This window comes from Tepidibacillus sp. LV47 (assembly GCF_048381575.1).
Taxonomy (GTDB): domain Bacteria; phylum Bacillota; class Bacilli; order Tepidibacillales; family Tepidibacillaceae; genus Tepidibacillus.
The window spans coordinates 52423-66104 of sequence record NZ_JBLWIF010000001.1 but is presented as its reverse complement, the minus strand read 5'-3'; the positions used below and the strand labels follow the sequence as shown (position 1 = coordinate 66104).

The 13682-nt window shown below is 35.6% G+C and carries 18 protein-coding genes and 1 riboswitch; of the genes, 1 reads left to right on the top strand and 17 read right to left on the bottom strand.

Annotated elements, in window-relative coordinates; all coding sequences use genetic code 11:
* Positions 1-22 precede the first annotated feature (22 nt).
* From bioD to ACMW72_RS00275, 7 genes are all read right to left on the bottom strand, one after another.
* Positions 23-709: a dethiobiotin synthase gene (gene bioD / locus ACMW72_RS00305; protein ID WP_418366839.1), complete on the bottom strand. Its 687-nt coding sequence runs from the start codon at positions 707-709 to the stop codon at positions 23-25.
* The gene (bioF, locus tag ACMW72_RS00300) at positions 706-1881 is read right to left on the bottom strand and encodes an 8-amino-7-oxononanoate synthase (RefSeq protein ID WP_418366838.1); all 1176 of its coding nucleotides are present in this window, start codon (positions 1879-1881) and stop codon (positions 706-708) included. Before bioF ends, bioD begins: the two co-directional genes overlap by 4 nt.
* The gene (gene bioA / locus ACMW72_RS00295) at positions 1856-3235 is read right to left on the bottom strand and encodes an adenosylmethionine--8-amino-7-oxononanoate transaminase (RefSeq protein ID WP_418366837.1); all 1380 of its coding nucleotides are present in this window, start codon (positions 3233-3235) and stop codon (positions 1856-1858) included. The genes bioF and bioA overlap by 26 nt, the downstream gene beginning before the upstream one ends.
* A complete protein-coding gene (locus ACMW72_RS00290; RefSeq protein ID WP_418366836.1) occupies positions 3232-3993 on the bottom strand; it encodes a 6-carboxyhexanoate--CoA ligase in 762 nt (253 codons plus the stop codon). The genes bioA and ACMW72_RS00290 overlap by 4 nt, the downstream gene beginning before the upstream one ends.
* A complete protein-coding gene (locus ACMW72_RS00285) occupies positions 3980-4468 on the bottom strand; it encodes a hypothetical protein (protein WP_418366835.1) in 489 nt (162 codons plus the stop codon). The genes ACMW72_RS00290 and ACMW72_RS00285 overlap by 14 nt, the downstream gene beginning before the upstream one ends.
* 672 nt (positions 4469-5140) lie before the next feature.
* Positions 5141-5287 carry a hypothetical protein gene (locus ACMW72_RS00280; RefSeq protein WP_418366834.1) on the bottom strand — a complete coding sequence of 49 codons (147 nt, stop codon included), beginning with the start codon at positions 5285-5287 and terminating at the stop codon, positions 5141-5143.
* 572 nt (positions 5288-5859) lie between these two features.
* The gene (locus ACMW72_RS00275) at positions 5860-6576 is read right to left on the bottom strand and encodes an NAD-dependent deacylase (RefSeq protein ID WP_418366833.1); all 717 of its coding nucleotides are present in this window, start codon (positions 6574-6576) and stop codon (positions 5860-5862) included.
* 134 nt (positions 6577-6710) lie between these two features.
* Between ACMW72_RS00275 and ACMW72_RS00270 the strand changes: the two genes are divergently transcribed.
* A complete protein-coding gene (locus tag ACMW72_RS00270; protein WP_418366832.1) occupies positions 6711-6836 on the top strand; it encodes a hypothetical protein in 126 nt (41 codons plus the stop codon).
* Positions 6837-7057: 221 nt separating this feature from the next.
* On the opposite strand, the gene ACMW72_RS00265 is transcribed toward ACMW72_RS00270, so the two are convergent.
* From ACMW72_RS00265 to ACMW72_RS00220, 10 genes are all read right to left on the bottom strand, one after another.
* Entirely contained in the window at positions 7058-7300 is a 243-nt protein-coding gene (locus ACMW72_RS00265; protein WP_418366831.1) for an HD domain-containing phosphohydrolase, read from the bottom strand.
* 4 nt (positions 7301-7304) lie between these two features.
* On the bottom strand, positions 7305-8333 hold the full coding sequence (locus ACMW72_RS00260; protein ID WP_418366830.1) for an HD-GYP domain-containing protein: 1029 nt from the start codon (positions 8331-8333) through the stop codon (positions 7305-7307).
* A 225-nt stretch (positions 8334-8558) separates the two neighbouring features.
* On the bottom strand, positions 8559-8699 hold the full coding sequence (locus tag ACMW72_RS00255; protein ID WP_418366829.1) for a hypothetical protein: 141 nt from the start codon (positions 8697-8699) through the stop codon (positions 8559-8561).
* A gap of 140 nt (positions 8700-8839) precedes the next feature.
* Positions 8840-9451, bottom strand: a complete 612-nt coding sequence (gene thiE, locus ACMW72_RS00250; protein ID WP_418366828.1) for a thiamine phosphate synthase — start codon at positions 9449-9451, stop codon at positions 8840-8842.
* Between the two features lie 6 nt (positions 9452-9457).
* Positions 9458-10564, bottom strand: coding sequence for a 2-iminoacetate synthase ThiH (gene thiH, locus ACMW72_RS00245; RefSeq protein ID WP_418366827.1), 1107 nt, complete (start codon positions 10562-10564; stop codon positions 9458-9460).
* Between the two features lies 1 nt (position 10565).
* Positions 10566-11342, bottom strand: a complete 777-nt coding sequence (locus ACMW72_RS00240; protein ID WP_418366826.1) for a thiazole synthase — start codon at positions 11340-11342, stop codon at positions 10566-10568.
* A 37-nt stretch (positions 11343-11379) separates the two neighbouring features.
* Positions 11380-11574, bottom strand: a complete 195-nt coding sequence (thiS, locus tag ACMW72_RS00235; protein ID WP_068724110.1) for a sulfur carrier protein ThiS — start codon at positions 11572-11574, stop codon at positions 11380-11382.
* 70 nt (positions 11575-11644) lie between these two features.
* A riboswitch (TPP riboswitch) is annotated at positions 11645-11754 on the bottom strand.
* Between the two features lie 103 nt (positions 11755-11857).
* Positions 11858-12637, bottom strand: a complete 780-nt coding sequence (gene pdaA / locus ACMW72_RS00230) for a delta-lactam-biosynthetic de-N-acetylase (RefSeq protein ID WP_418366825.1) — start codon at positions 12635-12637, stop codon at positions 11858-11860.
* Positions 12638-12878: 241 nt separating this feature from the next.
* The gene (locus ACMW72_RS00225) at positions 12879-13352 is read right to left on the bottom strand and encodes a DsrE/DsrF/DrsH-like family protein (protein ID WP_418366824.1); all 474 of its coding nucleotides are present in this window, start codon (positions 13350-13352) and stop codon (positions 12879-12881) included.
* Between the two features lie 14 nt (positions 13353-13366).
* On the bottom strand, positions 13367-13681 hold the full coding sequence (locus tag ACMW72_RS00220; RefSeq protein ID WP_418366823.1) for a TusE/DsrC/DsvC family sulfur relay protein: 315 nt from the start codon (positions 13679-13681) through the stop codon (positions 13367-13369).
* Between the last annotated feature and the right edge of the window lies 1 nt (position 13682).

Genomic DNA, 13682 nt, shown 5'->3' with positions numbered 1-13682 from the left:
TTTGGCTAGCATGGTTAACCTCCTAAAGGAAATAGTTCAGTTGAAGATTTTGATTCATTATCTTAATAATTGTACTACGATCAGTCGTATCCATCCATGGAATGACTCCTAGCACTGGAACCCGACAAAATTGTTCAATCAATTTGGGATTTGTCTTTTCAGCTTCTCCAGCTTCATTTTGTTTTAATCCATTAATGATGACTCCTAGAACATCTAATCCTTTTTGTCTAGCATATTCAACTGTCAAACAGGTATGATTGACTGTTCCTAAATTAGGTCTAGCCACAATTACCAGAGGTAATTTTATTTCAAAAGCTAGATCACTTACCAAATAGTTCTCACCATAAGGAACAGCTAGACCTCCAGCTCCCTCTACTATAAAAAAGTCGTGGGTCACTTTCACTTGGTCCCATTTATCGATAACATCCTGTTTCATTATAGTCTTTCCTTCTAATTGTTGGGCAATATAGGGCGCTAAAGGTGCATCAAATTGAAAAGGGTTAATGCATTCTAGAGAGTTGGTATCTTTGGACATTGTTTTTAAGATCATCGCATCACTGCGCGGATCGTCTCGCTTCATTCCACTCAACATTGGCTTAAAAACGCCAACGTCAATTCCATGATCAACTAACATTGCAGCAATACCTGCAGCAACAAATGTCTTCCCGATATCTGTATCTGTACCCGTTATAAAAATGCCTTTTTTCATCGAATCACTCCTAAGCTTTGGCCTACTCGTTGAAACACTTCGATAACCTCTCCTATTTGTTCTTCGGTGTGACTGGCCATTAGTGAGATTCGAATTCGACTCTGGCCAATTGGCACTGTCGGTGGTCGGATGGCTGGTGCAAAAATACCTTGTTCTTCTAGCTCTTTTGCAAACTCGACAGCAAGTTTAGCTTCACCGATTATCACTGGAATAATAGGAGTAATCCCATCATCAACCCGAAACCCTAAAAGTTTTAACTGTTTTCGGAGCATTTTACCTAGTCGAAGAAGATGCTGGCGCAAATGTTGGTTTTGTTCAATAATATCAATTGAAGTGATTGTGGCAGCGGCAATACTTGGTGCCATTGCTGTTTGAAAAATAAAGGATCTTGCCTTATTTCTAAGATATTGAATCCAAACTTCTTTTCCTGCAACATAAGCTCCCTCTGTCCCAACCGCTTTACTAAAGGTTCCAATCATTAGATCAATCTCATGCTCTAAATTAAAATGTTCAGCGGTACCTCTTCCGTGTTCGCCAAGCACGCCTGTGCCATGTGCATCATCCACGATCACATAAGCATTATATTTTCTAGCTAATGCTACTATCTCTGGCAATGGAGCCAAATCTCCATCCATGCTAAAAACACCATCAGTAACAATAAACTTTTTTTTGAAAACGCTTGTCATACGTAGCTTCTCTTCAAGATCATTCATACTTTTATGATGGTAAATTATTGTTTTTGCTTTACTAAGTCGACAACCATCTACGATACTCGCGTGATTTAATTCATCGCTAAGAATAACATCTCCTTCTCCAGCAACACTTGATAAAACACCAACATTAGCCAGATAACCACTGGAAAATAATAAGGCACTTTCTGCCTTTTTAAACGTCGCTACTCTTTTTTCAAGTTGATCATGCCAAATGGTATTCCCCGTTGTTAATCTTGCGCCACCACTTCCTACTCCAAAAGATTGAAGTACTTCTACAGCACTCTGAATTAATCGATCATCCGAAGCAAGCCCCAAGTAATTGTTCGAAGATAGAAGCAGCAATTCTTTTCCTCTTATTTTAATCCTAGGTTCTGGAGGTGTCTCAATCGTTTTTAATTGTCGGTATAACCCCTTTTCTTTTATAACTTTTAGTTCATCTTCGACCCACTTCGTATTCAACGGGTTCCTCCTCCTTTTCCGTAACCAAAACAATCGCTTTCTTTAACAAATGAACCATTTCTTTTAATTCTTGTTCAGTTGAGGCGAGTGGTGGCATAAATACAATCACATCTCCTAATGGTCGAGTTAACATTCCTAATTCTCTTAACTTAAGCGTAACATGGTAGCCTGTTCTTGCTTCAAATGGAAATGGTTCTTTGGTTGTTTTATCCTTTACCAATTCGATCCCTACCATAAATCCTAGCTGACGAATATCACCAACATGAGAAAGCGATTTAAGCTCTGAAAGTAACTGCTTTAGATAAACAGACTTTCTTTTCACTTGGTTAACGATGTCCTCTTTCTGAAATAAATCTAAATTTGCTAAAGCTACTGCACAGCCAAGTTGGTTTCCTGTATAGGAGTGTCCATGGAAGAATGTTTTCATATTTTCATAGTGATCATAAAAAGCTTGGTAAATTTCCTCTGTTGTAAAAGTTACAGCAATCGGGAGATAACCACCAGTAATTCCTTTCCCCACTGTCATAAGATCAGGTGTTACCCCTTCATGCTCACAAGCAAACATTTTTCCCGTTCGGCCAAAACCAGTTGCGACCTCATCCAAAATAAGAAGAACGTTGTATTTCGTACATAGCTCACGTATCCCACTTAAAAATCCATCCGGCATAAGGATCATCCCACCTGCACCTTGCATCATCGACTCCACGATAACAGCCGCAATTTCCTCATGGTGATCTTTTAATAAACTTTCAAGTTGTGCAAGACTTTCATCTCTTGTTTGGACAGGATCCCCACTAGGATGGCGATACACATAAGGAAATGGAACTTTATAGGTTTCAAACATCAATGAACCATAAACTTGGTGAAATAGATCAATTGAACCAACACTGATCGCTCCAATCGTGTCGCCATGATATCCATTTGTCATGGTGACAAATTTCCTTTTATTCGCTCTCCCTAAATTTTGCCAATATTGAAAAGACATCTTAATCGCAATCTCAACCGCCTCTGCACCACTATCGGAATAGAAAACCCTTGTTAGCCCCTCTGGTGTAATTTTAATAAGCTTTTCTGCTAACTCTGTTGCAGGTACATTGGTCATCCCTAATAAAGTAGAATGAGCAATTTTCCCTAACTGTTCTTTGATCGCATTATCTAATTCCTTCTTTCGATGTCCATGTACATTAAGCCATAGTGAGGAAAATCCATCATAATACTCCTTGCCGTTAATATCTTTCAGTTTAATTCCTTCTCCACTTTCGATAATCAAGGGATTTTCATCATAGTCCATCATTTGTGTGAAAGGTAACCATAAATATCTTTTACTCTTTTCAATTAAGTCTACAGAATTCATTCATACTCCCCCATTTTTAATAGAATTGGCGTTTTTTCTAAGAATTGAATATAATCATTCACTCTCACATCAGGATTGACAAATATAACCCTGCCCCCATTTTCGTCTCCGTGTTCTTTCATTTTCGTAATCCGATGATAACCAAGAATCTTACTAGAAACATAACCAATCACATAATTCGGATCATCTGACCAACATAATTCAGCAACAACCCCCTCATAATGACTAATTTTTGTAGCTAATGCCAACGCTTCTTTTAGACGGATATTGGGTTGTAGCTGTTGAGCGTAACACCATTTTTCAAATTCCCCGACTTTCCAATCCAATCTTGTTGCTCTAACACCTTTTAACCCTTGTTGATCGATTCTCTCACCTGTAATAGCATCTACCAGTATAGCACCACGTACCTCATTCGCTATCTCCATCCATTTGAAGCCTTTATCGATTACAATTTCTTTCAATCCTAGATCTCGCAAAATACCCCTTGCTAGATTTCTTCCTTCCTCCACTTGATTTACTGTATGGGTATAAACCGATAATGGAGACAGCATCTGAACAGGTTCTACTATAAGGTCAATCGTTAGCTGGAGGAAATCTGGGTTACCACGATCATGTTCCAGTGCTTTTTTTAATAAATAAGAAACACGATCCTGAATTTCATGGAAAGTTGCGATTTGTTCGCCACCAGAAATATGTTTTCCACCCTGTTCATGTGAACCGCCTTGTGCTGCTCGCATCCGAATACTATACAGATTCATACGATCTCCACACCACCTTATTGGCTCTTTGCAACACTTTCGTAAGCGGATAAACCGTAATCACGGTATAAATCATTCCCGGAATTGCAGTTAGGATTAGAGGAAGTGGCTCAATTTGTAAAGTATAAGCAAGTCCAATACGTGCAATGAGAGATCCAATTGGTCCTGCAATAAGAATAACCCCAAGAGATGTTCTAAATAGTGCAATTATTCCACCTGCAACAAGGCGAAAAAGAATAGCAACCTCGACATTAAGAATTGTATGAATCCCTAGCATGAATAAAACAGAACTCGCAATTAAACCTGCGATAAAGTAACGCCAAAATCCAAAAGTAACAACAATAGCAACGGCCAATGGAGCGGACAACTGAAATTCTGCACCTGGAAACCCTGTTGGAATTTTGATCATACCAGTTACCGCAATAAAACTAGCCAGTAAAGCAATTCTCGTTAATTCTGAAACTCTTTGGTTCATACCATCCCCCCAAATAATTTGTTAACTTATATAAAAGCATCCTGTTAACATTTAGTTTAGAAGGGATAGCAAATAATGTCAATTAATTTCTGTAATATTCTGAAAAAATAATTGGTTATGTTGCTCTCACACAATATAGAGCATTTGTTATCCTATTGTGCTACAATGAATTTTGGGGAGGTGAAAATCATGGAAAGAAAAAGAAATGAGAAACGTGTGGTTTGTGGTTTATGAATGAAACAATCTACAGCCGCATTTAATTCCTTCCATACTCTCTTGGCTTCTTCTAAACTTGCCTTTCCAGCGTTCGTCAAATGATAATACTTTCGTTTTGACCCTGATGATGATTCATTAGAGATGTTGTACGTCTATAATATTGTCATATTGTAACGCTTTAGTGCTAATGTCACTATGGGACAGGAAAGATTTACTTGGTCATTATGAACCTTATTAATAAATGGTTCTCGTTATTCTTTTAATAGGAGAGTGATTGAAGACCCAGCAGAAAAACCCATTAGATCTAATTGACCGAATAGCTATATAAAAGTTTGAGTTTGAGGAGGGATTGATTGACTTCCTCCTCATAAATACTCTTACCGATAAAAAAAATAAACCTTCCAATATAGAAGGTTTATTGGTTACGAACCATTTATTTCAAAATCGTATCTATGTTTAAAATCTAGAGAAAATTGCCTCTTCCTCTTTTGCAGCTAAATATTCTTCTAAACTAATCTTTTTACCCTTAAACTTAACAACATATTCCTTCGTAAAGTTAATTGCTTCACTTTGGCTTAATCTTTCTAAAACCTCAGTACTCATTTTTAAATCACCCTTTTATTTTTAATTTTTTTCTCAAACATATTATACAACATTTTTTAATTAATGATTGTGAAAAATATAGCAAAATATTGAACGAAGTTAAAGTTCTAATTTTCCGAAAAATGAATTCGTTTTCTTTATTTTACTTATTTAACCTATATTTTTCGGAATGTAAAGACAAATAAAAATATTCAGCCTTATAAAAATTATTGTGATAATATTCACAATAATACAGTTTTCCAAGTTTTTCATAAAATTTTGCTTTCATTGGGCTAACGGAATTTACCCCAATATCCTGCAATCTTTGAAAAAATGATTTAAGGTTTCAAATCCTTCATTGGTTAGTTCATCTTAACATTTTTTGTTTTATCAATGGTCTTCAATATTCCATTCCAATTTCTTTAGTAAGAGCCTAGGAAGCCTTTTTTAATACTTTACGATACTTCTTTTTTCTATTTTTATTGCTTTATTTTGGTGAATGGATTATCGATCTCTGTGAATTAAGCCGCGCGGCTCATGATAATGAGTGAAAAGAATAACATCATTAATGGTTACAGCAATATCCTATCTACTCAATTCCTTTGATTTAATTCTTTTAACACATCCCCAATCTTTCGATGATGAATTACTATGTCGGCTTGATCATCCAAAGGAGTTGGTTCCATATTGACAATGACTAACCTTGCACCGTTTCTCTTTGCAATAGAGGGAAAATAATTAGCCGGTGATACTTGGAGTGATGAACCTAATACAATAAACAAATCGGACTTTTTGGTTTCTTTTTCGGCCATTTCTAATGCTTCTTCCGGGAGATTTTCTCCGAATAACACAACAGAAGGACGAATAAAGCCTCCGCATTTACATTTTGTTTCGTTATTTATAAATCGCTCGTTACAGTAAATTTTACCACAAAGATGGCAATGACAATGGCGAAGTGTTCCATGTAATTCTACGACTTTTTTATTTCCAGCTTGTTGGTGAAAACCATCTACATTTTGTGTAATGATAGATTTAATAAGCCCATTCTTCTCCCATGTTGCAAGAATATGATGACCTATATGGGGTTTTGTGTTTTGGATGGCTTTCATCCTCATGGTATAAAACTCTCTAAATTCCTCACGATTATTTTTCATTGCATCAATAGTGGCTAACTTTGAAGGATCAAACTTGTTCCAAAGTCCTATAGAAGCAGAACGAAAGTCTGGCAAATTACTCTCAGTGGACATCCCTGCCCCTGTAAATATTACAGTATAATTCGACTCGTGTAGTAACTTCTTTAAGTTGTCCATCTTTTTCCTCCCACCCTACTGACATTAAAAAGTTTCGTCATTAACAGCAAAAGAATAGTGTTAACATAACAAATTCAATGTACATAAATTTCCGCCAATGATCGTTCCTTCTGCCCTGCTTCCACTATGAGTAAATGCTTCGACAAGATTTAAAAGCTGAGTACGAAGCAATACAACGATATTTACAATCAATTTATCAACTTGAAGCGCTTGGCATGTACGACTCTGCAGAAAAAATCAGAGAAATTGTAGCATTATAACATTAAATCTTATCGCTCTTACTCCAAGCTCGTGAAGTTGGAGGAACGATAATCAATAATATGAAAATGAGAATCAAATATTGGAAACATACATAAATGTCTCCTTTCGGTATTGTTACCATCTATTTCTCTCATCAAGTTTTTTGATATTTCACTTAATGTAGTCAGAATTTTATTGAGAGCGATCCTTATCTAGTTCTTTACCATAGATCCTTCCGAATTCACACACCAGTGTATCCTATTTGCTTCATGAATTCTTCATATTCAAGTTCAGCCTGTGCCTGAGCTTCAATACGAGCCAGATTCACTTCATCAAAATATGAGTGAAGCAGATAAACCACATGAGGATCAATCATCGATTTAGAAACCATATCATCCAAAATACTTAACGCTTCTTCTTTATCCATTCCTTTTCGATAAGGCCGATCTTCTGTAATTGCAGTAAATACATCTGCGACTGCCATAATTCTACAACCTAATGTTTAATTCATTGGCAACATAATGGAAAGGATACCCTTTCCCATCAAGCCGTTCATGGTGTGATGAGGCCCAATGGACAATTTCCTCTAAATCTTTCATATGTTCTAGTACCCTTTTCGTATAATAAACATGTTGTTTTACAAGGTTGTATTCATCTTCCGTAAGTTTTCCTGGTTTCTCAAGTACTTCAATCGGAACAGCTAACTTTCCTAGATCATGTAAGTAACCTGCAATTCTCATCATCTTACATTTTTCTTCAGTACACCCTGCTAAACAAGCCAGCATTTCTGCCGTCGCAGCTACACCACTTGAATGTGTAGATGTAAACCGGCTACGAAAATCAATGATTTGTGAAAATAATTTCGCCAATTCTAATAACCCATTCAAATCTAACATAACCACAGTAGAACGAAAATGATTTGATAAGATTCGTTCAATAAAAGGACTTATTAAATCAAACCAAAAATATTCTTTTTTTGCTAAAATCTGAAAAACTTCAACTACCTCTGGGTGAAACATATCACCTTTATTTTCATCTATCTTTTTGGTTATAGCCTTAACTTGGTTTAGTATATTCTGTTCAGAACGATTAATAAGAATTTCAATTCGATCAGCAAGATGAAGAATCTGACTTAAAATTGTTACCTGTTGGCGTAAATTTGAATCTTTTATCAAATCAAAGTAGTAGGTATGATGATACCGAACGATGTCAGCAACTTTATAAAAAGGTTGAAACTTTTTTAAAAACATATAACTAATTTCCGCGTGAATATAATCGTAAGATTTCTCAAAACGAGTGATATCAATTCTTTCTTGAAGAGAGAGGGCGCCAATATCATGAAGTGCACCTGCAAGTATAAGCTCTCTTTGTTCTCTATCCGATAAGCCCATTTCCTTCGCTATCTGGAACGCAATATAGGCAACTCTTTTATGATGATCTGTTACGTTTTCATCTATCAAGTCTATTACACTTGATAAGGCCATTACTAGATCTAATTCATTTATTCTAAAGATCATATCATCTCACCTATCCAAGATTATCCATATAAAAATTATAACTATTTTTTATAGGAAACCAACAATATAATCGACTTAATTTTTCAGGAATCTTCTGATCTATCTTAGAATTAATATCTATAATCTGATTTAGTAGATTCACAAATCATTTGTTTAAATTATTGATCCACGGTTAGTCGCTCTGTATAAATTGGCCATTTTAAATCATCCGCCTTTTGTGGTACCTTAGACTTGTAAGCAAACAATCAATTGTTTCTTTGAATCTGCTGTGAATGGATTACCAAAATAGTCACCGTATTTTTCCTCAATCTTAAATCCGTTATACTTGAGTAATGCATCTAATTCTTTTGGGAAATAGATTCTCATCATTAATTGCTCAATTGTCTCATCAGGTTCATCTTCAATACGTGAAAAGAAGTTATATTCTGCAAATATTTCCCAAACCCTATAACGATTCTTAAAATTCCGAAAAATCTTCCTATAGAAAAAGCGTGAACAACTAATGCTCACGCTTCGCTTTGATGATTAAATTTCTTCATTTTGTTTTTTAAATCTTTTGTTGTTTGATAAGGGTCTTCCGATGACATAATCGCCGACATGACTGCAATATGATCGATTCCTCTTATAAGTAATTGTTCAATATTGTGTAAATGAATTCCCCCTAAGGCTACAATAGGAATATGAACTTCTTGTTTTAGATTTTCAATAAAGGATATCCCCCTTGGTTTAAGCCCTTTCTTGCTATCTGTCTCAAAAACATGCCCTGCAAGAAGATAATTCGCTTTTTTCTCAACTTTTTTCGCTTCTTGCAAATGGTGAATCGAAACGCCTATGATACCAGGAAAGTCGATATTTGTTTTCATAAAGTTTTCATAACTCGTATGAAAACCGTCCGCATGCACTTCTTTTGCCACTTCTAAATGATGGTTAATCACCAACTTAACTCCATTATTCTTTGTGATTTCTCTTATTTTTAAAGCCAAGGGGAATAGTTCATCAATAGATAGATCTTTTTCTCGCAAAATGATGACATCGACACCACCATATACCGCTTGCTCGATGACCCCTATGAAACTTTCTTTTTTTACAATTTTTCGATTCGTAATTAAATATAACATTAATCCTCATATCCTTACCCAATCTTTAAAAATTGGTTGATACCCTTTTTTGAAAATCGCTGCTCTTACTTCTTCCAGACTTCGTTTATCATCAATCTCAAATTGTCCATCCCCCGCATCTTCTATTGAATGTCCACCTACTTCTGTAGAAGAAGCTGCAGACATTCTTGTTACCCCTAAGGGAATCAAATTCTCGCGGAATCCTTGGCGTTCTCTTGTCGAAATGGTAATCCCTACACGTGGTAAGAAGATACGTAACGCTAACATAAATTGTACTAAATTCTGATCAGTTACTTCATATATATCTTCAAAAACCCCTACATGGGGACGAATTCTTGGAAAAGATACACTTATTTCTACATCAGGGTATTTATTTTGTAAGTAATTCGCATGAAGGCCTGTCATAAAGGCTTCACTTCGCCATTCACCTAAACCTAATAATGCTCCTATATTTACATTGCGCATTTTGGCTATGCATCCCCGCTCAGGTGCATCAAGTCGGAAATGATAGTTACGTTTACGACCTGCAAGGTGAACTTTTCGATAAATCTCCTCGTCATATACTTCTTGATAAATGGTAAGGCTATCTACGCCAGCTTCAATCATTTGTTGATATTCTTCTACGGTCAATGGGAAAATCTCGATTCCAATCGAATCAAAATATTTTTTCAAGATGTGAACGGCATCAATCACGTAAGAGAGTGGTGTATCTTTTTTCGATTCTCCAGTTAAAATTAAGAGATGTTTAAACCCCATACTAGCAATCGTTTTTGCTTCTTTTTCAATCTCTTCTACTGTTAATTGTTTTCTTTTGATTTGGTTATCAATACTAAAACTACAATAAGTACATTTATTCGTACAATAGTTAGAAAGATACATGGGGGTATACAATAAAACGGTTTTCCCAAAATGTTGAAGGGATAAGGTATGAGCCCTTTGCGCCATTAATTCCAAATGGTTCTCCGCTTTTGGAGATAATAATGCAAGATATTCATATTCATTGATTGGACGCTCCTTGTGAATGATTTTTAAGATGTCTGAATCGGTTAGTTTTTCATAAAACAGGTGATAGTCAAAATTCTTATACTGGGAATATACCTCATAAAAGCCCACTTCATCTCACCTCTTCATATAAAAATCCTGTCAAAGGTGACGAAGGCTGAGCAAGCTGGTGTTGTTCAGCAAGTTTCGCATGGTAAGCGAAATACCCTGCTTTTACTGCTAAGGAAAAAGCCTTTGCCATCTGGACAGGATTTTCTGCTGTAGCAATAGCTGTATTGACTAACACTGCCGCTGCCCCCATTTCCATCGCTTCTGCTGCTTCAGATGGTTTTCCGATCCCTGCATCAACAATCACAGGAAGATCGATCTCGTTAATCATGATTTGAACTAATTCCTTTGTTTTTAATCCCCGGTTTGTACCAATGGGAGCGCCTAAAGGCATAACCGCAGCAGCCCCAGATTCTACTAATCTTTTTGCTGCCATTAAATCAGGACTCATATAAGGAAGCACAACGAAGCCTTCTTTAGCTAAAATTTCAGTGGCTTTAATCGTTTCTGCATTGTCTGGCAAAAGATATTTATTATCCGAGATCACTTCAATTTTAATCCAGTTCCCTAATCCCATTGCTCTAGCAAGTCTTGCAATTCTCACTGCCTCTTCTGCATTTCTTGCTCCAGAAGTATTTGGTAATAAAATACAGTCCTTTGGTATATATTCTAGAATATTCTCCTCTTTTGAATCTAAATTTACACGACGAATCGCCATAGTAATGACTTGTGATTCTGAAGCTTGAATCACTTCTGGTAGAATTTGATGATTAGGAAATTTTCCAGTACCAATGAATAAGCGGCTTTTTAATTCGACTCCACCAATACTTAATTTATTCATTTCTAAACCCCTCTCATACTTTTTCTGAACCTTGTAATCAACCGCCACCAACAACACTAACAATTTCTACTTTATCTGTTTCTTGAAGGATTCTTATATCATAATGATCTTTGGGGATAATTTCCAAGTTGATTTCTACAACTACAAGTGTTTGGTTTAGTTTAAGTTCATTTAACAACTCAGCCACCGTTTTTCCTGCAAATCCTGTGATTTCTTTACCATTAACAACCAAATTCCCACCGCCCCCTTTGCTAAATCCTTTTAAATTTAAAAAAAGTGCAAATCCGTAAAGAATTTGCACATAAAAAACTGTGTAACATTCCCTACGTTGGCATTACCCAAGTCAGGTGATAAGGGTCAGAAATAACATTTCTTTCTCAGCCTATCTCTATAGGCTCCCCTTGTTACGTTTATTAAATTTTACCAATCAATTTAATTTATATTTATAATTATTATAAAGCGACACATAAAAAAAGTAAATATTCAATCTCTTTTAATGTAGGGTAAGCAATTTTTTAATTATAATATTTTTCCTTTAATTGATCTAAACTTTTAAATTCATACCCTAGTTTTCTTGCATCATCAATAATTTTTCCTAAGGCTTCCGCATTATCTTTAGAAACAGAATGAAGCAATATAACTGCTCCTGGATGAAGTTGGGCCATTACCTTATCATAAGCATATTTCCATCCTTTTTGATTATTCGTCTCCCAATCTTTATATGCAATCGACCAAAAAACGGTAGTATAGCCAAGCTCGCGACTAACAGCAAGTGTTTGTTCATTAAAAATACCTCTTGGCGGTCGTGCAAATTTCATTCCTTTTTGGCCTGTGATCTTATTTACTTCTTCTTTCACTTTTTCCAGTTCTTCTTTGATTTTTTGCCTAGAAATTTTAGTCATATCTGGATGAGTCCAAGAATGATTACCAATGATATGACCTTCTTTCACCATTCTTTTTAATAATTCAGGCTCGCTCTTAACATAATGTCCAGTTACAAAAAAGGTAGCTGGGACTTTTTTCTCCTTCAATACATCAAGAACTTTGTGAGTATATCCATTCTCATAACCATTATCAAAAGTAAGATAAAGCTCCTTTTTATTGACATCTCCAAGAAAAATAGCACCGTGTCTCTCTAAGATATCTCGAAAACCTTCTTGGTCAATAGAAGCGAGGTGGCCATTTTTACTTTTCTTAAAACCGAAATGATAAGCATTTTTTCCATAAGCTTGGCCCAAAGTACCTGAAAGTAAAAAAACAATAAATGCTAATAGTAAAATTAAAACGCGTTTCATTATGTTCACTCCTTTTTATACCAACAATATAACACCTTATAACACCTTTAATTATTTACTAACTAAGGAATAATATTTCACAAAGAATGAAAAATCATCCCATAACAGTACAACCTCTTATTTCCAAAGATTGAAAGCCTTCGAATTATTATTTAATAATGATCATTATTTGAGATTTTAAAAAAAAGAACTAGAGAAAGTATCTCTAGTTCGATATAATAAAACTGTATTGAGCGGTCAATTAAGTAAAAATAATTTGCCCACCTGCCGATAATTCATAAAACTCGCCAACAGTAAGAATTCCATCTAACTGATCGCAAAAATCTTCTTTTTTAAGTTTAAACATCTCGACTGTGGCAAGACATGCGTATATTTTACCACCCGCGTCGCTGATCATTTCAATAAATTCTGGAACTGGTGGGATATCTAGTTCTTCCATTTGTTGTTTCATCTTCTTTGTTACAAACGAAGACATGCCGGGTAGAGCAGCAATTAAAGTTGGAAAACCTAATGCTGGGTTACCAACAGTATCAACTTTGAGGTTATTCATTTTCTTTTTGGTTATTGCGTCAAGGCCAAAGAAAGTGAAAAATACATTGACCTCAATCCCGGCCATTCTTGCTCCATTGGCCATGATAAGTCCAGGATATACCCCTTCTAATGTACCTTTTGAAATGATTATCGATACTTTTTTAATTTTTTCATGATCTGACATAGTGATCCCCCATTTTATACACAGCTTGCCGGTTTACTTAACCCAGCCACCTTTGCTGCTTTTACTAATGGACCTTCTGGGAATAATTCATATAATTCTTTTGTAGAAATACCCCCTACTTTATTTATCCTTCGAATCGTAGGCAGTTTTCCATTTTGCTTAAATTCTTCTTGTAAGAACTCGATAACCTTCCAATGTCTTTCAGTTAATTCAATCCCAAGTTCTTTGGCAATTTCAACTGCAATCTCCTTATTCCATTGAGCTGGATTGGTTAAATATCCCTCCTCGTTAACGTCGACAGTATACCCTGCAATTACTTTTTCAGCCATT